At 48.6% G+C, this 20,783-nt stretch carries 23 protein-coding genes; 15 read left to right on the top strand and 8 right to left on the bottom strand.

Annotation, left to right across the window (positions count from 1 at the left end):
* The 4 genes from P8O70_19350 to P8O70_19335 all read right to left on the bottom strand — a co-directional run.
* Positions 1-494, bottom strand: a 494-nt coding sequence (locus P8O70_19350) for a hypothetical protein (GenBank protein ID MDG2198997.1), incomplete at its 3' end; no start/stop codon positions are given.
* A 234-nt stretch (positions 495-728) separates the two neighbouring features.
* On the bottom strand, positions 729-2,426 hold the full coding sequence (locus tag P8O70_19345) for an adenylate/guanylate cyclase domain-containing protein (protein MDG2198996.1): 1,698 nt from the start codon (positions 2,424-2,426) through the stop codon (positions 729-731).
* Between the two features lie 139 nt (positions 2,427-2,565).
* Positions 2,566-2,877, bottom strand: coding sequence for a hypothetical protein (locus P8O70_19340; GenBank protein ID MDG2198995.1), 312 nt, complete (start codon positions 2,875-2,877; stop codon positions 2,566-2,568).
* Between the two features lie 274 nt (positions 2,878-3,151).
* Positions 3,152-4,498, bottom strand: a complete 1,347-nt coding sequence (locus P8O70_19335) for a Gfo/Idh/MocA family oxidoreductase (protein MDG2198994.1) — start codon at positions 4,496-4,498, stop codon at positions 3,152-3,154.
* A 177-nt stretch (positions 4,499-4,675) separates the two neighbouring features.
* Between P8O70_19335 and P8O70_19330 the strand changes: the two genes are divergently transcribed.
* Together P8O70_19330 and P8O70_19325 are read left to right on the top strand one after the other, a co-directional pair.
* Positions 4,676-5,518 carry an SDR family NAD(P)-dependent oxidoreductase gene (locus P8O70_19330; protein MDG2198993.1) on the top strand — a complete coding sequence of 281 codons (843 nt, stop codon included), beginning with the start codon at positions 4,676-4,678 and terminating at the stop codon, positions 5,516-5,518.
* Positions 5,519-5,525: 7 nt separating this feature from the next.
* Positions 5,526-6,248, top strand: coding sequence for an SDR family NAD(P)-dependent oxidoreductase (locus tag P8O70_19325; protein ID MDG2198992.1), 723 nt, complete (start codon positions 5,526-5,528; stop codon positions 6,246-6,248).
* Between the two features lie 9 nt (positions 6,249-6,257).
* Here P8O70_19325 and P8O70_19320 read toward each other — a convergent pair whose 3' ends face one another.
* From P8O70_19320 to P8O70_19310, 3 genes are all read right to left on the bottom strand, one after another.
* On the bottom strand, positions 6,258-7,391 hold the full coding sequence (locus tag P8O70_19320; GenBank protein ID MDG2198991.1) for a Gfo/Idh/MocA family oxidoreductase: 1,134 nt from the start codon (positions 7,389-7,391) through the stop codon (positions 6,258-6,260).
* Between the two features lie 3 nt (positions 7,392-7,394).
* On the bottom strand, positions 7,395-8,141 hold the full coding sequence (locus P8O70_19315; protein ID MDG2198990.1) for a sugar phosphate isomerase/epimerase: 747 nt from the start codon (positions 8,139-8,141) through the stop codon (positions 7,395-7,397).
* A 71-nt stretch (positions 8,142-8,212) separates the two neighbouring features.
* On the bottom strand, positions 8,213-9,097 hold the full coding sequence (locus tag P8O70_19310) for an ATP-binding cassette domain-containing protein (GenBank protein ID MDG2198989.1): 885 nt from the start codon (positions 9,095-9,097) through the stop codon (positions 8,213-8,215).
* A gap of 142 nt (positions 9,098-9,239) precedes the next feature.
* On the opposite strand from P8O70_19310, the gene P8O70_19305 reads away from it, so the two are divergent.
* Genes P8O70_19305 through P8O70_19290 form a run of 4 tightly spaced genes read left to right on the top strand, consistent with a single transcriptional unit; the run spans position 9,240 to position 11,115 of the window.
* On the top strand, positions 9,240-10,244 hold the full coding sequence (locus P8O70_19305; protein ID MDG2198988.1) for a LacI family DNA-binding transcriptional regulator: 1,005 nt from the start codon (positions 9,240-9,242) through the stop codon (positions 10,242-10,244).
* 43 nt (positions 10,245-10,287) lie between these two features.
* Positions 10,288-10,476: a hypothetical protein gene (locus P8O70_19300; protein ID MDG2198987.1), complete on the top strand. Its 189-nt coding sequence runs from the start codon at positions 10,288-10,290 to the stop codon at positions 10,474-10,476.
* 48 nt (positions 10,477-10,524) lie between these two features.
* On the top strand, positions 10,525-10,782 hold the full coding sequence (locus P8O70_19295; protein MDG2198986.1) for a hypothetical protein: 258 nt from the start codon (positions 10,525-10,527) through the stop codon (positions 10,780-10,782).
* 39 nt (positions 10,783-10,821) lie between these two features.
* Positions 10,822-11,115, top strand: coding sequence for a hypothetical protein (locus P8O70_19290; GenBank protein ID MDG2198985.1), 294 nt, complete (start codon positions 10,822-10,824; stop codon positions 11,113-11,115).
* A gap of 106 nt (positions 11,116-11,221) precedes the next feature.
* On the opposite strand, the gene P8O70_19285 is transcribed toward P8O70_19290, so the two are convergent.
* Positions 11,222-11,686: a RidA family protein gene (locus P8O70_19285; GenBank protein ID MDG2198984.1), complete on the bottom strand. Its 465-nt coding sequence runs from the start codon at positions 11,684-11,686 to the stop codon at positions 11,222-11,224.
* Between the two features lie 307 nt (positions 11,687-11,993).
* Here P8O70_19285 and P8O70_19280 point away from each other — a divergent pair, with 307 nt between their 5' ends.
* From P8O70_19280 to P8O70_19240, 9 genes are all read left to right on the top strand, one after another.
* Entirely contained in the window at positions 11,994-13,625 is a 1,632-nt protein-coding gene (locus tag P8O70_19280) for an extracellular solute-binding protein (GenBank protein MDG2198983.1), read from the top strand.
* A 217-nt stretch (positions 13,626-13,842) separates the two neighbouring features.
* The gene (locus P8O70_19275; protein MDG2198982.1) at positions 13,843-14,667 is read left to right on the top strand and encodes a sugar ABC transporter permease; all 825 of its coding nucleotides are present in this window, start codon (positions 13,843-13,845) and stop codon (positions 14,665-14,667) included.
* Between the two features lies 1 nt (position 14,668).
* Complete coding sequence (locus P8O70_19270; GenBank protein ID MDG2198981.1) at positions 14,669-15,523, top strand: carbohydrate ABC transporter permease; 855 nt, start codon at positions 14,669-14,671, stop codon at positions 15,521-15,523.
* Between the two features lie 30 nt (positions 15,524-15,553).
* Positions 15,554-16,636 (top strand): sn-glycerol-3-phosphate ABC transporter ATP-binding protein UgpC, encoded by a 1,083-nt coding sequence (gene ugpC / locus P8O70_19265; GenBank protein ID MDG2198980.1) that lies wholly within the window; start codon positions 15,554-15,556, stop codon positions 16,634-16,636.
* The gene (locus tag P8O70_19260; GenBank protein MDG2198979.1) at positions 16,633-17,481 is read left to right on the top strand and encodes a carbohydrate ABC transporter permease; all 849 of its coding nucleotides are present in this window, start codon (positions 16,633-16,635) and stop codon (positions 17,479-17,481) included. Before ugpC ends, P8O70_19260 begins: the two co-directional genes overlap by 4 nt.
* Before the next feature lie 206 nt (positions 17,482-17,687).
* Positions 17,688-18,674 carry an ABC transporter substrate-binding protein gene (locus tag P8O70_19255; GenBank protein ID MDG2198978.1) on the top strand — a complete coding sequence of 329 codons (987 nt, stop codon included), beginning with the start codon at positions 17,688-17,690 and terminating at the stop codon, positions 18,672-18,674.
* Positions 18,675-18,843: 169 nt separating this feature from the next.
* Positions 18,844-19,824 carry a ribose ABC transporter gene (locus P8O70_19250; protein ID MDG2198977.1) on the top strand — a complete coding sequence of 327 codons (981 nt, stop codon included), beginning with the start codon at positions 18,844-18,846 and terminating at the stop codon, positions 19,822-19,824.
* Positions 19,824-20,558, top strand: coding sequence for an ATP-binding cassette domain-containing protein (locus tag P8O70_19245; protein ID MDG2198976.1), 735 nt, complete (start codon positions 19,824-19,826; stop codon positions 20,556-20,558). The genes P8O70_19250 and P8O70_19245 overlap by 1 nt, the downstream gene beginning before the upstream one ends.
* 32 nt (positions 20,559-20,590) lie before the next feature.
* Positions 20,591-20,783 (top strand): hypothetical protein (locus tag P8O70_19240; GenBank protein ID MDG2198975.1); only part of this gene is annotated, 193 nt, incomplete at its 3' end.

Genomic DNA, 20,783 nt, shown 5'->3' with positions numbered 1-20,783 from the left:
TCAACTTTCACAGAATCAACCGTTGTGGTTTGACCATTTTTGGTGACGCTCACCTCACTCATTTCCACTTGTCGAATGGCATCTCTCTTCAGCGTATTAAACAGATCCTCCAATGTTGCGTTCTTGCTGGTTTCTTCCAGTTGCTTGCGATCAATCTCCTGAATGGTTACTTGCTGGGCCTTGTAGATCTCCTCATTTTCTTTGTCACTCAAGATCACCTCGTTGAGTTGTACCTGTATCATTTCACCGGAGTACTCTTCCGTCTTGACCTCGGCACGACCTATTTCAACGCGCACCTTGTCGTCCTCAAGCTTCAGGGTCTCGACCACAACCGACTTATCAAGAAGATTGACCTGAAAGTTCTTGTAATTCACTTCCACATTTTCAGGGACAGCATCCTTGAATTTTTGTTCAATCTGATTAGGTAGGACAAACAGGAAGTACACCCCGGCTGAAAAAAGCAGGAGGGCGACGGGAATCAGAATCCGTTTCATGGAAATTCTCCCGGGAGAGGTTGAGCCGTCAGAAAGGATGAAAGTGATGTCGCTTCAAAAAATTCGAAATGACTGACCAAATTACTGATTGATCGATCAGGAGAGTGAAGCCTGATCAATCTGGGCTTTCGTCAACCGAAAATGACTTATCACTGCCCTGCAACACAATTGCCGATTTCAATAAATCATGAATTTTTGCCAAATTTCTTGAGGCTCTACTTCGGCAATTTCACATCAAATATCAGCCTGAGTCTTGAAACGAGGCTCTAAATCGATAATTGGTTCCCAATCGACACTGGGAGGTACAATGCTGAAGCGATGGCTGCGTCGCAGGTAGATTTGTGTGGGCACATCATCTGGAAAGGTTTCACTAAGTTGTTTGAACACCTCATAAGCCTGATCGAAGCGCCGCACGCTATAGGCCCAAACACCTCTCGAGAACTCAGCACAAAACTGCTTCTGCTTCTCTAATGCCCGTTCCTTTGAATCTACCAACTCAAAGATTTCCACACCCTTCTTCTTCCCTTTCACTCGCACAGTATCCAGGGGTCGGAAGAGAAACTGTGATCCCGCTTCTTCCTGAGTTTCACTGCTGACAATGATGTTGGTCTGGTAGATCTTATTAATGCCTTCCAATCGACTAGCCAAGTTTACACTATCACCAACCACCGTATAATTCATGCGATTAGCAGAACCCACGTTACCTACCAGCGTATTTCCAGTGTGTATTCCGATTCTTGACCAGAAGGGTTTTTTTCCTTGGGCCTGCCAGGCTTCGTTGAGCTCCTGAATACGATTTCTGCACTCCAGCGCCGCCCAGCAGGCATCACTAGCATGGTGATCTGACAGCACAGGAGCACCCCAGAAAGCCATCACTCCGTCTCCCAAGTACTTGTCAACTGTACCAGAGTGGGAACGGATAATTTCTGCCAATAGGCCAAGGTACTCAGACAGTTGCAGCATCAACTCTTCTGGTTTCAACTCCTCAGAAATAGAAGTAAATTCCGCGATATCCGCAAAAAGAATACTCAACTCTTGCTCCTGCCCTCCCAAGGCAGCATCTTCACCGCGAAGTATAAGTTCCCGGACCAACTCAGCCGGCATGTAGATCTGAAACGCACGGAGACTAGTTCGCATCGCTCCCAATGATCGACTGAGCGAGTCTACTTCAACAATTGGAGACCTGAGTTCAAATTCTCCATCCAAACGCAGATCCTGAATACGCCGCTGTTCCTCTGTGATACGTTCCAAGGGCTTGGCGACTCGACGAGCAACCCATCCAGAAAGTATTAAGCCGAATAGCAGCAATAGCAACTCGATCATCAGGAGAGAGTTCTGGCTCTCAGCAACATTCTCTTGCAGTGGTTTCTCTGAGAAGCCTATGTGCAGGATGCCAACAGGTTCTCCCCAATGCTGTAACTCCCGCTTTGCCTCAAAGACTCGTTCTCCCACCCGTCCACGCAACTCTCCACGCACCTCCGAGTCTTTCAATAAGAACTGTTCCCGTAGTTCATATTTCCCAGACTGGTATTCCTTGGGATCTCCAACGATGCCTCGATTTTCCAAAACCGCGGCTTTGGGCACATCCCAGGTAATGATCTCAGGATCATACTCTTCAACCACGTCCTCATCGTACGCATAAAGAATCTCATCATCCATCCCTCTCAGAAAGAGATAGACCACCTCTGGTTGTGATTTCAAAACAGAGAAGTGTATTTCCAGTCCAGCCCAATTTGAGGTGTCGACTAACTCGGTAGCTTTGTCGCTCATCGAAAACGAGAGCCAGAAAATTCGCTCAAAGTAGGCATCACGAAGGCTAGCAACCTGGCGACTTTGGCCGATATACCAGGTGAGGGCGTTCGATAGCAGTAAAGCGCTACCCAAGGAGAGAAGGAGTACGGTTCGGAGTAGTTGCGGTGGGATGGAAAGCATACTGAAGTGGAATCCCTGTTGACTGCCCTTACCGCAGGCAAATTCAAAATCACATCAGAGCCCAGAATCAGAAAAACCTTATTTTCTACCGAATCCTAGACAACTGCAAATTCAAAAAAACAGGTTCCTGCAAAGATTTTTAGAGATCGGAAAAAACCGTTGGAAACAAAGCTACTTTTTCAGCACTTTTGCTAATGTGGAAATGTTCCAACTCGTGCAGCACCTCATCAGCCCATTCGACAAAACCTGGAGCTGGATGGGACTCTCGTAATTGCCGAAGCTTGTGACCCCAGGCACGCTGCTGGTTGATACTCAGGTGGGCAAAGTCTGGAACCAACGGTGCGATGTGTTCCCTCAGCAACTCTCGTAATTCTTCCAAAATCTCTGGTTCCAGTGGTTGCAATTCGATCTTCGGTACTGCTGTGCTAGGATTTTCAATGGTTTTAGACATGACAAAAGAAGATACAGGGTTATCTCTTAACTGCATTACTTGGGCAGTGCATGAGCGTAATCTCAATACGGATTTCTGTGTAGTCTCATCACCCTCTTGATCAATTGTCTTTGGCAAAAATCATGAGACTGCTAGTCTTGCAGGGAAGGAATCGATACCTCACCTGAATCAAAGTGCTTCAATTTAGTTACAGTTAAAGAATCCTTAGCATACAGAAATTTTTGTCAATTTATTGAACTTTTTCGCACCTTCAAGGTCATAATCTGGGTCAACCTCAATTCAAAGTCTGAAAGACCTGCTCCATTTCACGCCGGAACACAACAGCCGAATCCTGTTGATCAATAGCTACATCCTCCCAAGTGACGATCTGCCCTCGAGCCACTGGACGGCGCAAAGCCATTCGGTGAGCCAGGCCAATTGGGAGTCCTCCCAAGCCAAGTGAACGTTGGGCTGGCACAAGTTTCCCCCAGACTGTGTAGCCACCTTCTCCATCCAGCATCTCTCCAACCTTCAGATCACGCTTAGCGACTGCCACCACATCACCTCGAAATCCAGTGGCTTGTCCCGTTGGCTCACCACGCAGGGCCGCACTAGCCACAGAAATTCCTAACTCCAGCCCAATCAGGTGATACGGTTTGTACATGGATGAGTAGCAACCACTGGAATCTGTCTTTAAACCATATTCTGCAAAGCAACGCTTTGTATAATCAGAAGGTGCAGCAAACACAGCATAAACTCCCCAGCGCAAGTCTCGGAAGACCGATCGACTGTCCCGCTCAAGGCTGGAAATCACCTCAACCATTCCTTCGTGTTCCAAGACGCCCCCAGCACTCTTGGGTCGCAGTATGTGAGGCAAGTCATCAACCCCACAGGCCGGAAAACCAAGGCCATCATCTGGTGGTCGTAAATCACAGGCATTGGCTACGGCAGCCATTTCAATCGCAGACTTGGTACCGTCCAGAAATGAGTTGAACATCTGTGGATTCATTCCACCGGCCTGTGCTGCTTCTGGGGTCAAACCATAATGCTGCCAAACCGTATCTGGAGTGACTTCGTGATAGATCGGCAGGTATTTGGTTCCCTTACCTGCCGCAGTCACAGGTAATCCACAAGCACGAGCCCAGTCTACAATTTCAGCAATCAGTGCTGGTTGATCTCCATAGGCTAACGAATACACGACACCTGCCTTTCTTGCTTTCTCCGCCAGGAGTGGACCAGCAAGAGTATCCGCTTCTACATTGACCATTACGATGTGCTTGCCGTGTTCAATCGCAGCCAAGGCATGACGAATACCAGCTGCTGGAGAACCTGTTGCGTCAATCACCACTTCCACAGCCTCTGTCTGGATCAAGTCCATTGCATCCTCGCAGAGGAAAGTTTGTCCTGTACGAATGGCTTCCTCTACAGAGGAAGCCTTGGCCCGTTCTGGCTCCCAGCCGATCCGATTGAGGTTGGTCTGAACTCGCTCTGGAGACAGATCAGCAATTCCAGTGATATGCATACCAGGAGTCTGAACTGTCTGAGCTAGAAACATGGAACCAAACTTTCCTGCTCCGATTAGAGCTACGTGAATCGGTTTTTGTTGAGCAGCACGAGCCTGCAGTTTAGCGTAGAGATTCATCGGATTCCTTTTTGGTTTTCAAAATCAAAATCAGTTTGCATATAGCCAGTTTTTCTGGATCAAGTTAGTCTTCTTTTGAAGAATGTCGCTAAAATGGCAATTTCATTCAAGGCTCTGATCCTAAATAAAGCAATTTTTTACTGATTCCTTCGTTCTTTCTGTCCAGGAGAAATTTTCATGACTCATCCAGCTTTTCAGCCCAACGCCGTTGCCGTTATCACTGGAGGTGCTTCAGGCATCGGCCTAGCCACCGCCCAACGCCTAGCCACTATGGGTCTGCGCTTGGTAATTGTTGACGTCCGTGAAGCATTGCTGGAACCAGCAGCCGAACAGCTTCGCCAAATGGGAGCACCAGAAGTAATGGCTAGCTCTACAGATGTTTCCGACAGAGAGGCCTTGGTCGAACTGGAAGCACTGGTTGCAGAGAGCTTTGGGGGTACTGACATCCTAATGAACAACGCAGGTATCCAACCGGGGAGTACACTGTTGGATGACTCGGAGAACTGGCTTCACATCCTGAGAGTGAACTTGGGTGGGATCGTCTATGGCACTCAGGTCTTTCTCCCACGCATGATCGAACGAGCACGACCAGGATTGGTCATCAACACAGGCTCCAAGCAGGGCATCACGACTCCTCCTGGAGATCCGGCCTACAACGTCTCCAAGAGCGCGGTCAAGACCTTCACCGAAGCCCTGGCTCACGAACTACGCAATACTGAAGGGCATCATCTGACCACTCACCTATTGATTCCAGGCTTTGTTTTCACGGACCTGACACGAGGTACTCGCACAGCAAAGCCTGCTGGTGCCTGGACCCCTGAACAGACAGCAGAGTTCCTATTTCAAAGCTTGGAACATGGAGATTTCTACATCCTCTGTCCGGACAATGACGTCTCACGCGAACTGGATGAAAAGCGGATGGCCTGGGCAATTGGAGACATCATCGAAAACCGCCCACCTCTTTCCAGATGGCATCCTGATTATACAGAAGCCTTCAATCTCTACGTTGAGCGGAGTTAAGTAAGCTATGCCTACCGCTATTATTATTGGAGTAGGGCCCTCGGCTGGGCTGGGGGCTACCCTGTGTCGTCACGCAGCGCAAACCGGTCTACACGTGTTTGCAGGAGGCAGAACCTCTACCCAACTCGAGCAAACACAGCGTGAGATTGAAGCCACTGGAGGAAGTTGTACGCCTGTGGTCACAGACGTCACAGCAGAAGAGCAGGTGCGGGCTCTGATTGAGCAGGCTGAACAGGCAGGACAGATCCAGCTAGCAATCTACAATGCTGGCAACAACTACTCTGGCAACTTTCTGGAGATGGAAGCGAGCCTGTTTGAGCAAGCTTGGCGAGTAGGGACGTTGGGAGGATTCCTCTTTGCCCGGGAAGTTCTCCGCAGGATGGTTCCCCGTAGCCAAGGAACCTTGATCTTCACTGGAGCCAGTGCCTCTCTGCGAGGCAAACCCCGATTCGCTCCTTTCACAGCAGCCAAGGCGGGGCTACGCACGATGTCTCAAAGCCTGGCCAGAGAATTCCAGCCCCAGGGAATTCATGTCGCCCATGTCGTGATCGACGGCATAATCAATGGGGATCGAATTCGTAACCGAGCCCCAGCTCTGGTCGAGCAACTTGACGAAGAAGGGATGCTGCAACTGGACGATATCGCCAGCGCCTACCTTTTCCTACACCAGCAACCACGCAGTGCCTGGACTCACGAACTGGACCTGAGAAGCTTCCGCGAAAACTTCTGAGAAGCTTAGTCAGCTCAAGAGTGACTGTGCTTCTTCGGCTGTCAGCAGCTCTGGCTGAGTACAAGTGGTTTGTAGTTCCAGAGTCTGTCGGATCTCAGCAGACTTCAGAATAGCAGTCATCACTTCTACCCCATGGAGTGGACGTTCAATGGAGCATCGAGCATCCCGGTCCGTCTGAATGGCAACCGCCAGATCTGCCAAGCCACTGGCCCGGTAGTTGGCTACTGCACCTCGTGGATTCTCCTGATTGGGCACCCCAAACGGATGATCTGCTACGGCTAATTTCTCAAACTCACCATCTCGCTCACTACGCAGCAAATCCCCACCAAAGAAGTTTGGATCCGGCACAACTAGAGAACCTTCTGTGCCATAGAGTTCCATGTTGCGGTGTCCGTGCTTCCAGATATCCCAACTCGCACCCAGTGTGATCAACGCACCATTGGCAAATTCCAACACCGCATGAATCGTAGTCGGGGTAGTAACTGGAATCTTCTCTCCATAGCGTGGTTGACTGGTGATCATGCGTTCCTTTTGTGGAATGCTTGACATGGCCGTCACGTAGCACACTGGCCCCAGCAGGTGAATCAGGTTGCCGATGTAGTACGGTCCGAGGTCCAGTACTGGTCCACCACCGGGCTGGAAAAAGAAATCTGGATTTGGATGCCAGTGCTCCATGCCGTGGCTGAGCACATGACAGGTCCCTCCGACAATCTTGCCGAGTACACCAGAGTCAATCAACGCTCGAGCTTGCTGATGAGTTCCTCCCAGGAAGGTATCAGGAGTGCAGGCCACCCGCAGTCCTTTCTGGTGGGCCAGGTCCCGCAAGGCCAGCCCATCTTCCAGTGAAAGCGTCAGCGGCTTTTCCGAGTAGACGTGCTTGCCAGCTTCCAGGATCGCCTTGGAGACCTCAAAATGTGCATTCGGGACCGTCAGATTGACGATGATATCCACCTCTGAATGAGAAAACAGGGCTTCTACGCTCATGGCTTCCAATCCGAATTCTTTTGCCTGAGCTTGGGCAATCTCCATATTGAGATCTGCGCAGGCTTTGACTTCAATCGCTTGAAACAGCTTGGATAGTCGGAAATATGCTGAAGAGATATTTCCACAACCAATCACACCAACACCGAGAGTTCCAGCCATGATTCACCCCGCAAAGGATTGAACAGTTGCCAGAGAACGACGGGCAAAGCGGGCCACATCATTCGGCTTGTCGTGCTCCATCACGTACCAGGTAGCCGGCGTCTGTTGCAGTTGACTGTAGAGGCTTGGCCAGTCAATCACACCGTGTCCTACATCTGCCCAGCCGTCTTCATCTGCATTCTCTCCAGCCGGAGCGATGTCCTTGACGTGAACTGCACAGAGACGGCCACCAAAGCGTTGGATCCACTCTGCAGGATCTGCCTTACCTCGGACAACCCAGGCCAGGTCCATTTCCCAGCCCAATTCTGAGTTTTCCAAGAGGATCTCCATTGGTGTCTTCCCATTTTCCAAAGCTATGAATTCAAAGTCGTGGTTGTGCCAGCCAAAGCCCAACCCAGCCTCCTGATACGGCTTGCCGACTTTGTTGAGTGTTTCCACCATCTGCTTCCAACCAGCCACATCTGAAGGACGTTGTTCTGCAGCCAAGTGGGGACAGATGACTGTTTTTACTCCCAGAGTCTCAATGATTGGTAGGGCTTGATCTGGGTCTTCCAGCATGGCTAAGCCAAAGTGTCCGGTGGGCATCGTCAATCCATGGTGATCCAGATCCTGTCGTAGCGCAGCTGCTTGATCATAAAGTCCGCCGAATCCTTCCACCTGGGTATAACCCAGTTCTGCCAATAGTTGGAGCGTGTTGCTCAGCGGTGGATGATTCCGAGCACTATAGAGTTGAAAAGACCAGTCAGTCATAGAGTTTCCATGAAAAAAGTAGTGAGTTGGCTGAATCTAACTCAGCAAAAACGAATCATAGCACTGAAAAACTAGATCCGCACCTCGGTATTCTTACGGAAGATTGAAGACTTGGGGATATTGAATTCTAGGTGGTAGATCGTGCCTTCCTGGCAATTCAGATCAGCATCAATTCTTACGGAGAGGGATTGTTGCTCCAATTTAAGCCACAGCAGGCTATCGGCTCCCATTGGCTCATCAATCTCGATGGCTGCGGGAATCGTCACACTGGGGATCGGTTCTGTGTGTATCTGGATATGCTCTGGACGTACCCCAAGAATAGCCTCTCCTCCCTGGCTGAGAGAGGTGCTGGCTTCATAGCCTTGGAGGGAAATGGACGCTCCATCCTTGGTTGTGAAGGATGCCTCCTCTCCGCTGACAACAAGCTGTCCGGGTAGGAAGTTCATCGCAGGTGAACCAATGAATCCCGCAACATACAAATTAGAGGGCTTGTTGTAGATCAGTTGGGGAGCCGGCAGTTGTTGAATGACCCCACCTTTCATCACAGCAATCCGATCCGCGAGGGTCAGTGCTTTGATCTGATCATGAGTGACGTAGATCATCATGTTTTTCAGGCGGGCATGTAGGCGCTTGATCTCAACACGTAACTCAGAGTGTAACTGAGCATGCAGATTAGAGAGGGGTTCATCGAAAAGGAAAACATCCACATCACGCACCAGCGCCCGACCAATCGCCACGCGTTGTCGCTGACCTCCAGACAGCTGGGAAGGTTTGCGTTTTAGCAGCGGCTCAATCTGTAAAATCTCAGCAGCTCTTGTTACCCGTCTGGTGATTTCATCAGAAGGCATTCGCGCGTTCTTGAGTCCGAAGGAAAGATATCCCTGCCACGACAGCAAGGCGGCAATAGACCTCGTTTCCAGGAGATTTTCCGTAGAGGCTTTTTTTAGCAATCTCATACGAAAGATTTTGAAAACGTTTTCATAAACAGCCTTGCAATAGGATTTTTGTCAAGATATTTAGTGACGAACAATTATTTCGAACACAACAAGATGTAGTGGAATTTTTGGCTAAACTCCGCTTAATCTAAGGAAACACCCCATGAGCAATCCAAAGTTAACTGATGTTGCCCAGCTAGCAGGAGTATCACCAGCAACGGTGAGTCGAGCGATCAATCAACCAGCGATTGTCAATGCCAAGACCCTGGAGCGGATTCAACAAGCAATCCAGCAAATTGGCTATGAGACCAACACCGCTGGACGGAATCTACGCCTGCGCAGATCAGATGCCTTGCTGGTCATGATCTCGGATGCCCCAAGTCGATTTTTCTCTCAAATTCTGATGGGAGTGGAGGCAGAAGCTTCCGAAGCAGGCTACAACGTATTGGTCTCCAACACTCAGGAAAATCCAGAAAGGGGACGTCGGCTCTACGCAAGCATTCAGCAAAGCCTCGCGGATGGGATCCTAACTTTTGGGGGACACAACCAGGAACTGGGAGACTTGATCAGCAACCATCCCATCCCAATCGTTGGAGTCAATGAGCACCTGGAAGATCTCCCTGTACCCGTGACTACCGTTGACAACCTAAGCGCCTCACGAGCAATTGTTCGTCATCTACTAGAGTTAGGACATCGCAAGATTGGGCACGTGACCGGCACCACTACCTTGTCTTCAGGCAGGGATCGTCTGGAAGGATTCTTGAGTGAACTACAGCAGACTGGACTCTCTCCCACATGGATTTGTAACAAGCACTACAATGTAGAAGCTGGCAGAGAAGCTGCTGAAGAATGGCTATGCTTAACCGACCGTCCCACCGCTGTCTTTTGCTCCTGTGATGAGGCTGCCTTTGGGTTCATTGCTGCGCTGCGTCGCAAAGAAATCCGTGTTCCAGAAGACGTGTCTGTCATTGGTTTCGATGACATTCCCTTAGCTGACCACTATTGCCCAGCTCTCACTACGGTACATCAGCCCCACCGCGAGTTGGGGACCACTGCTGTCCGTATGCTACTGGAGCGCATCCATAACGTGGAAGCATCCATTCCGAATCAACTACTGGAAGGTAAATTGATAGTGCGTGAAAGCACAGGACGTCCACCAGCTACTTAGTCCTTTGATTCAGAACACCAACACTCTCAGCCAAGCAGTCTTTATGACAACACAACGTCCATGGCCTCAGCGTCGCAGACTACAATATGGACAACTGGCAGAACTTAGCATCGTGGACTGTGAGAGTGGGGCAACCACCATGATCTATGAAACGGCAGAGTTGATTGAAACATCCAACTGGACCTCAGATGGCAACTGGCTGATACTCAATGCAGATGGCAGGATTTTTTGAATTTCACCGGATGGACAACGAGGACCGGAGCGAATCAACACCGCTCCCTTGGAAGATCTAAACAATGACCATGCGCTATCTCCAGATGGCAAGCAGATTTACCTCAGTTCACGGGATGGGCATCTCTATCGAGTAGCAATTGAGGGAGGACGGCCAGAACGTGTATCTAATCAGCATGAAGCCACTCGGATTTTTTGTTACTACCTGCGCGGGATCTCACCAGATGGGACAACACTGACCTACGTAGGTGTAGAGCATCCCGATGGTGGCGAGAAGCAATCACACATCTATATGATCCCAGCCTAGGGAGGATCAGATCGTTCTCTGACCGGCGGTAGTGTTCCTGTGGATGGGCCTGAATTTTCAGTGGATGGTCAGTGGATCTATTTCAATTCGGAAGCAGCAAACCGAGAACCAAGGCACGCCCAACTGTATCGAATGAGACCAGATGGCTCTGACGTACAACAACTGACCTACGATGAGCAGGTCAACTGTTTCCCACATTGTAGTCCGGATGGGCAGCAAATCGCTTACCTAAGCTATCCTCCTGGCACAAAAGGGCACCCACCTGATCGGGCTGTTGCGTTGCTGATTATGAACCCAGACGGTGGAGAGAATCGAATTTTAGTATCGTGTTGAGGTGGTCAGGGAACGATCAATGTCAATTCCTGGGCTCCAGATAGTCAGCGTTTCGCTTACGTCGCTTATCCCATTCACTCCTAGCCGAGAGGTCGGTACCAGACAATCAGTCTGAGCATACCTGTAAAATCAATTCTGCTTCAAAGCACATTCCTCCGGGAAGTGCTGCCACCCCTACGGCTGAGCGAGCATGCTTACCTCGCTCTCCGAATACTTCCCCCAACAAGTCCGATACCCCGTTGGCCACCTGTGGTTGCTGCATGAAATCTGTGCCACAGCGCACAAAAGCCACCAGCTTGACGATACGCTCAATCCGGTCTAGCGATCCGAGCTGATGCTTGGCAACGGAGAGTAAAAAGAGTCCAGTCTGCCGAGCGAGTTGATAGGCTTCTTCCACCGTGAGAGTCTGCCCCACAATTCCCTGAATGAACTGACCTTCAGAGTTGCGTGGTCCCTGACCCGAGATATATAGCAATCCTTGGGCTTCCAATCCAGGGACATAGTTGGCCACAGGCTGTGGCAGAGCTGGTATTTCCAATCCCAGTTCCTGCAAGCGTTTTTCAAAACTCATAAATCTCCAAAAATGAATCAAAATCATGAAAGTTAACTCTTCAAATGAAGAACTATTTTCTTAAAAGATTTTACTTAATTTTTGAGAAAATAAACTAGAAAAATATAAGTTAATTTTTCCTAAATTAATTGAAAAATAGTGATTATAAAATCAACTAAAAAAGAGTCTGAAATAAGAATATGTCAAGCTTGTTTTATATCGTCAGTCAAAAAAATCTTGCCAATTTAAAGTAAAGAACATTATTGTCCCCCAACTATCCAGCAAACCTGTTGGAATAGTGTTTCTTCCCCTTATTCAAAGGAGCGCTATGAAGCTATTCAAATCGCTGGGTCTCTTTGTTTCCGCATGCTTAACGTGTGGAATCGTGACCGCAGCAGATCATCACGTGAAGTGGCATGACGATGGTAAGGTTGATCTGGTCATGGAAGATGGGACAACTATTTCAACAACACGAGAGGAACTAGGATCCTTGTTTGGCCCAGACCAGAAGCCATTTGATGGAGTAAATATTTCGGTAACCGTCAACTCTGGTGGTCCGAAGGGTGGGATTTCAGGGCCACTGTATAGTTTTCGTCCAATTTGGGAGGAGTTGACTGGTGGTAAGTTGGAAATCGTAGAACTGCCATTCGGAGAGCACTATACCAAGATGATGTTGGATCTCCGCAACGGTACCGGCCAGTACGATGCCTTTATGGTCGGAGCCTTCTGGTATGGGGACATCGTTCCCAACGGCTACGCGTTCCCTATTGATGACTTTATGACCACTGGAGAGTATCCGCAGTGGACCTATGATTCAATGCCTCAGTCGTTGAAAACGCTGCATACTTGGGAAGGTGAGGGTTACGGAGTACTCAACGACGGAGATGGTCAAGTTCTGTACTACCGCAGAGATGCGCTGGCCAATCCAGAGTGGAGAGCTCAGTTCAAGAAAGAATATGGCTACAGCATGCCTGTTCCGCCAAAGACCTGGCAGCAGATGCTCGACATCAGTAAATTCTTCAATGGCAAGAACTGGGACAGTAACGACCCTGATCCTGATGCAGGAACCGTTCTTCACCTAAAGGTTGGAGAGCAGGGACATTATCACTTCCAGTCGCTGTCAGCCTCCTTTGCTATTACACCTGGGCCCGAGTTGGATCAGCATCACAACGTCTATTGGTTCGACCCCACTAACATGAAGCCACTGATCAATAGCCCTGGACACGTCGCAGCCCTTGAGTTTCTCCAGGAGTTGCACAAGACCGGGCCTTCCGCACAAGTTGGCTGGAGCTTGGGTGAAGCCTGGGACTACTTCCTTCGAGGCAAGTCTGTCTTTGTCTTCAGCTGGGGGGATGTTGGCTCACTCTGTCAGGACACTTCCCGTTCAAAGATCCAAGGGGTGTGTGCTTCCTCTATCCTACCCTCATCAGACACCTATTACGATCACAAGAACAAGAAGTTTGTGAAGACTACCAATCCTGTGAAGGTAGGAAACACGACTGGTGGATCATGGCATGGTGTGATTTCCAATTACTCCGCCAACCCAGAAGCCACCTACTCACTCCTATCCCTGATGGCCATCAAGCCAGCCTCGATCTGGTTGGCTCAAAATGGTTGGACTGGAGTAGATCCGGGCTTCACTTACCAGTTTTTGGAGCCACAGGGAGAAGCTGGACTCGGTGACTACCTTGACGCTGGTTGGTCCGAGGCTGACGTAAAGGACTACCTGAAGGCCTACTATGAGACCTTCTTTGCTGATACCTTCCTACCTTATCTACGGATTCCAGGCTCCTTCGAGTACTGGGACATCTTAGACAAAAATCTCTCGGCTACCATGAGCGGGGAGATCTCTGCCCAGCAGGCGCTGGATAGCACTGCCAAGACCTGGGAGCAGATCACTGACCGTCTGGGTCGAGATCAGCAATTGGGCTACTATCAATCCGCGATAGGCTACAAGTAAATCCTACCGAGCTGTCAGGTGTGGATCCTTCCATGCCTGACGGTCTTTCGGATTTAACACGGCCCATGATCCATCACAAGACCCTCTTATGAAAACACACCGAAATACAAAAGCGCGCTTCGTATTTTTGCTGCCAGCCGCAATTTGGGTGTTAACATTCACGATTTTTCCTCTGGTTTACTCGCTCTATATCAGCGTTCACAAAGTGGAAACCAAAATGAACGTAAGTCGTGAGAAGATTCCGATGTTGGATGCAAGTGGAAACGCTGTTTTGGATGCGAAAGGCAACCCTAGGACTAAGATAAAAATTAACAGAGAAAAGATCTCAACCTGGACAAATATTGGATTCACTAATTTCAAGCGATTGATAGAAGATCCACAAGTTCACTCTGCTATAAAAGTTACTTCAATTTTTGTTTTAGTTGCAGTCCCATCACAATTAGTATTAGGAATTTTGCTAGCTCTTCTATTCAATCAGCGTCTCTGGGCAAGGTCGTTCCTCAGGGCCGTCATGCTCCTGCCAATTTTTGCTACTCCCCTTGCCGTGGGCTATCTATTTTTCACTATTTTCTATGAAGAAGGAGGGCCACTCGGTTTCTTAGGAGTGCCCTTCCTCTCTCACCCAGATTGGGCCTTATTCTCAGTTATTCTAGTTGATATCTGGCAATGGACGCCTTTCTGTTTTCTAGTTTTTCTGGCCGCACTACAAGGCATCCCCAATGAGTTGATGGAAGCTGCCAAAATGGAGAGTAAGTCCAAGTGGGGTTTGTTCACCAATATCATCTTCCCAATGCTGACCCCCACCATTGTCATTGTGCTACTATTGCGCCTTGCAGAGGCCATCAAACTCTTTGATATACCGTTTGCCCTGACGGGAGGAGGTCCAGGAGTTGCCACACAGTCTATGTCATTTTTAGCCTTCAGAACTGGTTTACGTTACTTTGACCTCGGCTACGCTTCGGCATTGTCATACTGTTTGCTGATTATTGTGATGATCATAGTGACCCTCTTCTTCAGAAAATTGCGACAGAGTTACGCATAAGATGAAGCCCAAGCAGAACCAGTACCCTCTCAAGTATTCGATCTACTCTCTGATTGCTGTGGTTGCAGCAATGATCTTCTTCTTTCCAATCTATTGGGCCTTCTCGACGAGTCTGCGGAATCCACTAGACACATTTACCGTCTCCGGTTTTGGGATCCCCTTCCTGAATTTTGAACCCACTCTCACCAACTGGGTAGATCAACTGGCCACAGAGGAAGCTCGAAAAGCGGTCTACAATAGTACAGTCATCGCTGTTTTCGCTTCTATTCTGGCGTTGGCGCTAGGAATCCCTGCAGCTTATGCACTGGCCCGCTTTCGCTTCAAGACGATCTCCAACAAGGATCTGACCATTTGGTTTCTATCACAGCGTGTACTCCCCCCTGTAGCAACGGTGGTCCCATTCTACCTGATCATGCAGTTTCTGAATCTGTTGGATACACAGCTAGCGCTAATCCTAATCAACGCCACCTTTGTGCTACCGTTCGTAGTCGTGATTGTGCGTCAGACCTTTCTGGATTTGCCTATTGAGTTGGAAGAGGCCGCCTTCATGGATGGAGCCCGAAACTATGGAGCTTTTCTGCGTGTTGCTTTGCCCTTGGCAGCTCCAGCGATAGCCGCAACTGGTTTGATTATGTTCGCTTTCACTTGGAATGAGTTTCTCTTTGCCATCACTCTGAGCAGCAAAGAGGTGATCACTATCCCGATTCACATGGCTGGTGCAGTTGATACGCGGGGAGTCCAGTTCTGGTTCATGGCTGTTCGGGCAATGATTGCGATGATTCCACCCGTTCTGATCGCCTTATTGGCACAACGCTATATTGTTCAAGGCCTCACCTTGGGGGCTGTAAAAGGATGATCACTCCTCTATCAACGTTGGAGGTCTCACGTGGCTGAAGTAAAACTGCGCGGTGTAAAAAAGTCTTTTGATGAAGTGGAGGTGATCCACGGAGTTGATCTGGAGATCAAGGACCAGGAATTTGTCGTTTTTGTTGGTCCTTCCGGATGTGGCAAGTCGACTCTGCTACGGATGATTGCTGGCTTGGAAGACATCACTGCGGGTGAAATCTATATCGGTAACACCTATGTCAACGATCTGCACCCAGCAGATCGTGGAGCAGCAATGGTCTTTCAGTCCTATGCACTCTATCCACACATGAGCGTACGAGAAAATATCGGTTTCGGTCTCAAGCTGAACAAAGTACCCAAGGCAGAAATTCAGCGCAAAGTCGCTGAGGCAGCAAAAATTCTAAAGATTGAGGAACTACTAGAGCGTCGTCCTGCGCAGCTTTCTGGCGGACAGCGTCAACGAGTGGCAATTGGCCGGACCATCGTCCGTGAACCGAGCGTCTTCCTGTTTGATGAGCCACTCTCGAATCTCGACGCTGCACTACGGGTGCAGATGCGGATGGAGTTGGAAAAGCTACACGCCAGTCTCAAGACCACCATGATCTATGTGACGCATGATCAGGTAGAGGCAATGACGATGGCTGACCGGATCTTTATTCTCAACGATGGCTACGTGGAGCAGGTGGGAACTCCTTTGGAACTGTACCGCAAACCCACAAACATTTTTGTTGCTGGTTTCATTGGTTCTCCCAAGATGAACTTCCTATCTGTCAAGGTTCTACAAATCGAAGGGCAACAGATCATACTTCAGTTGCCCGGCGAAGATCAGATGCAGCTGCAACGAGAGAACATCAATTTTCAGGTAGGTGATATCCTGACCCTTGGAATCCGACCAGAGCACCTCGAATTGGAGCAGACCAAGGACTGTTCCTTGTCCGCCACAGTGGACATAATTGAAAGGCTAGGTAACGAAACCTACATCTACGCTAATGATGCTAGTGATAATTTACTGACTGTTGTTGGGGATGGTGAACTGGATGTTTCCCCCAAGGAGAAAATCAAAATTCACTTCACGACCGATCACTGTCACCTGTTTGGTCGTGATGATAAGTCCATTCAATGAAGCCCAGTTCAATTGAATTTCGGGACTCCCTCCTATCGCTACTAGCCATTACGATTGTACTGTTTTTCATCTTCCCGCTCTACTGGGGATTCTCGACAAGTCTGCGGAATCCACTGGATACCTTTACTGTCACGGGCATTGGCATCCCTTGGCTGAATTTTTCTCCTACTCTCGATAACTGGGTTTCCCAATTAAAAATAGTGGAAATGCGCAACGCTGTGATCAATAGCGTGGTAGTTTCCTTCTCAACTTCTCTGCTGACGCTTTCTCTGGGAGTTCCTGCTGCCTATGCTTTGGCTCGCTTCCGCTTTAAGAAAATTTCTAACAAGGATCTAACTGTCTGGTTTCTCTCTCAACGGATCCTTCCTCCAGTTGCCACGGTCATCCCATTTTACCTGACTCTTCAGTTCCTAAACCTCCTGGACACTCGAACTGGATTGATTCTGATCAACACTACTTTCACACTGCCCTTTGCCGTAGTGATCATGAGACAAGCTTTCGTGGACTTGCCCGTTGAGTTGGAAGAAGCTTGTTTGATGGACGGAGCCAACTACTTCACCACTTTTTCTAAAATCGCTCTGCCTCTCTGCACACCTGCATTGTCTGCCACTGCACTGATTATCTTTGCCTTTACCTGGAACGAGCTCTTGTTCTCACTGGTGATCAGTAGCAAGAACGCCATCACCATTCCGATGTTCATTTCTGGTTCGTTTGAGTCACGAGGAGTACAATTCTGGTTCCTCAGTGTACGGACCATGATCGCTATGTCGATTCCCATACTGATTGCACTTCTCGCACAGCGCTATATTGTCCGAGGCCTGACTTTGGGTGCCGTCAAAGGTTAGAATCTCGTGATGTTTGTCAAAAGTTTCCTGCCTACACCCTATCAAAATCTATTTCTGTTCTACCAATAATTTTTGTTGACTTGTTCGATGGGACTCCTTAGTTTTTGGCATTCGCTCGGCAAACAAGCAATTGCCCATGTTGCTAAAGAATCTCTGTGAATAACCTCATTGCTTCTTTATCAACAGACTCCAATTCAGGAAGATTTATGAGAAAGATTGGATCAGCATTCCGTCTGCTGCTCTGTGGTTTTGTGCTATTGGCACTATCCAGTGTGGTTCACGCTGGTGGTCACAAAAAACTCACCATTGCTCTGATTCCAGGGCTAACGACAGATGCCTTCTACATCACAATGCGCAAGGGTGCTGAACTAGCAGCAAAAGGCTTGGGAGTAGAATTGATGTTCCAGGGAGCTCCAGACTTCAACCCAACTCTGCAGGTACCTGTTCTCAACGCTGTGATCGCTAAGAAGCCAGATGCGATTCTGATTGCTCCAACAGACAAGCAGCAGCTGATTTCTCCGTTGAAGGCCGCCCATGATGCAGGAATCCTTGTTGTTACAGTCGATACCTTTATTGATGACGGCAACTATCAAGATGGTTCCGGAATGGGTGACTTTCCAATGTCCTACATTGCCTCTGACAATGTCCTAGGCGGCAAAATGGCAGCTCGAGCACTTGCCAAAGCCATTGGTGAGAAAGGAAAAGTCTATGTCTCCAACGTTCGGCCTGGTATTTCCACGACGGACCAACGAGAAGAAGGCTTCAAGATGGAAATTCAGAATTACCCCAATATCACTTTGCTGAACACTCAGTACAATGATGACGATGCGAACAAGGCCTCTGCTCAATTGCAGGCCGTTGCTGCTCGAAATCAAGATATTGCTGGGGTCTTCGGTGCAAATCTCTTCTCTGCAATTGGTGCTGCCGATGGGGTGAAAACCTTAGGTAAGAGCGGTCAAATCAAGGTTGTTGCTTTCGATGCACCATCTCGCATCGTGGATGATATCAACAGTGGTTTGATTGATTTAGCTATCGCACAGCATCCAGCAGAAATTGGCTACTATGGGGTGATGACAGCCTACGCAGTGCTGATGAAGCAGTCTGTGCCCATCTCCATTGGTACTGGCTTCACCGTGATGGATAAGTCCAATATCAGCGATCCTGAAATCAGCAAGTACGTTTACTCTGACTGATTCCTTTCCTAATCAAAAAAGTTGCTTTAGTAAGCAACTTTTTTGATGACTCTAGGGTGCGTTCTCTCCAAATCAGTTGCACGGAGAATCCATTCCTTCTAGCTTTCTCACTGAGGAATGGGCACACACCCGATCAAAACTCTAGCTCACTACTACTGAGAAGTGCCTGATGAAACTGGATGCAGTCCGTTCGATTTGGCCTTGGCTATTTCTCCTTTCGATGTCGCTCTTTTTTGAGGTTTGGGCACGTCTCGCTTACGATGCATCCTTCCTGTTCAATCTCTTTAACATTCAAAGCATTCTGACTTTTGCCACAGCTCCATTGCTACTAGGGATTGGAGTGACTTTTGTGATTATTGCAGGAGGAATCGATCTTTCCATTGGATTCACAATGGGATTTGCAGCTGTGGTCTTTGCCACAATCACTGCTAGCCTCGGTGGACAAGATCCCCTCGTTGCTTTGTCCATTGGGGTTATTGCCACAATGCTACTAGTAATGATTCCTGGAATGATCAATGGTTGGTTGATTGCTGGACTCCACATTCCACCTTTCATTGGTACACTTGGAATGTATGGAGTTGCTCGAGGAATGGGATTTATCGTTGCAGATGGAGTAACCGTACCTGTGAATAACCCAATTCTTTTTCAGCTAGGCACTACCAAGGTTTTTGGATTGATACCTGTTCCAGTTCTCATTGCCACAATTGTCGTTCTCATTGCCCACTTTGTTTTGTCTAAAACCAGATTTGGCCAATACACCTACGCTATTGGAGGAAATCGAGAAGCCGCTCTACGAGCTGGAATCAATGTAAAGCGGCATACCTTACTGCTCTACATGATAGCTGCTGGTTTTGCTGGGCTAGCCGGATTGATCTATACAGGACGATTTTCTGCGGGAGCCGCCCAAGCTGGGGAACCTCTCCTGCTAGATTCAATTGCTGCAGTATTCATCGGTGGAGCTAGTTTTTTTGGTGGATCTGGCAAAATTTTTGGAACTGTCATTGGTGCCTTGGTGATTGCTGTGATCCAATTTGGATTGGTTTTTGTGGACGTAGAGCCTTTCTGGCAGTTTCTGGCTGTTGGGATAGTCATCATCGTAGCTGTATTGGTCGATCAGTCACGTACACGCATATCCAACGGAGGCAAATGATGCTGGAAGTCAAAGGAGTCTCCAAGCACTTCGATGGTGTAAAAGCACTCAATGATGTCAGCCTTCATCTTAATGCAGGAGAAGTCCTAGCACTGGCTGGAGACAACGGTGCAGGCAAGTCCACATTGATCAAAGTTATTTCTGGAGTACATGCGCCCGATACAGGTGTCCTAACGTACATGGACCAACCTCTCCGTACCAATTCCCCACTACAAGCCCGCAACCTAGGAATCGAGACAATCTACCAAGATTTGGCATTGGCCGATAATCTGAATGTTGGTGCTAACATCTTTTTAGGAAGAGAACCAATGAAGCCTTTCTTGGGTCTAACTAAGGTTATTGATCGTCAAAAAATGCTTCAGGAATCAAGAAACGTCCTACACTCATTAGACATTGAAATCCCAGAAAGTTCTCTGGAAAGACCAGTCCGAACTTTATCAGGAGGGCAGCGACAAGCTATTGCAATCAGTCGTGCAATCTACTGGAATGCCAAGCTGCTCATTATGGACGAACCGACTGCAGCTCTGGGAGTGCCAGAGCAGCGCAAGGTACTGGAGCTAATTGCTAAGTTGCGCTCGCAGCAAATTGGCATCATCTTCATCTCACACAACCTGAATGACATTTTTGCAGCCTCTGACCGGATTCTTGTTCTGAGGCAGGGACATGTGGTTGGAGAGAGCAAGATCAGCGAAACTAGTCGAGAAAAAGTGGTCAGTCAAATGGTGTCTGGCTAAAAAACGATACATTCTTAGTGAGGAACTTTTTGATGTTGAAAGAAAAGAATCTGCGAACCCGACGTCTGTTTCGTAACAATGGCCGTTCACTGGTAATCGCCATGGATCACGCGCGCGTCTTTGACACCGTCACGGGTCTGAAGAATATTGCTGAAGTTGTCAAGTCTGTGCGGGCTGGAGGGGCCGATTCCATCTTAACTCCTTGGGGTTCTACAGTAGCTGCAG

Source organism: SAR324 cluster bacterium (assembly GCA_029245725.1).
Taxonomy (GTDB): Bacteria; SAR324; SAR324; order SAR324; family NAC60-12; genus JCVI-SCAAA005.
The sequence above is the reverse complement of the archived record's forward strand: the minus strand, read 5'-3'. Positions and strand labels throughout refer to the sequence as shown.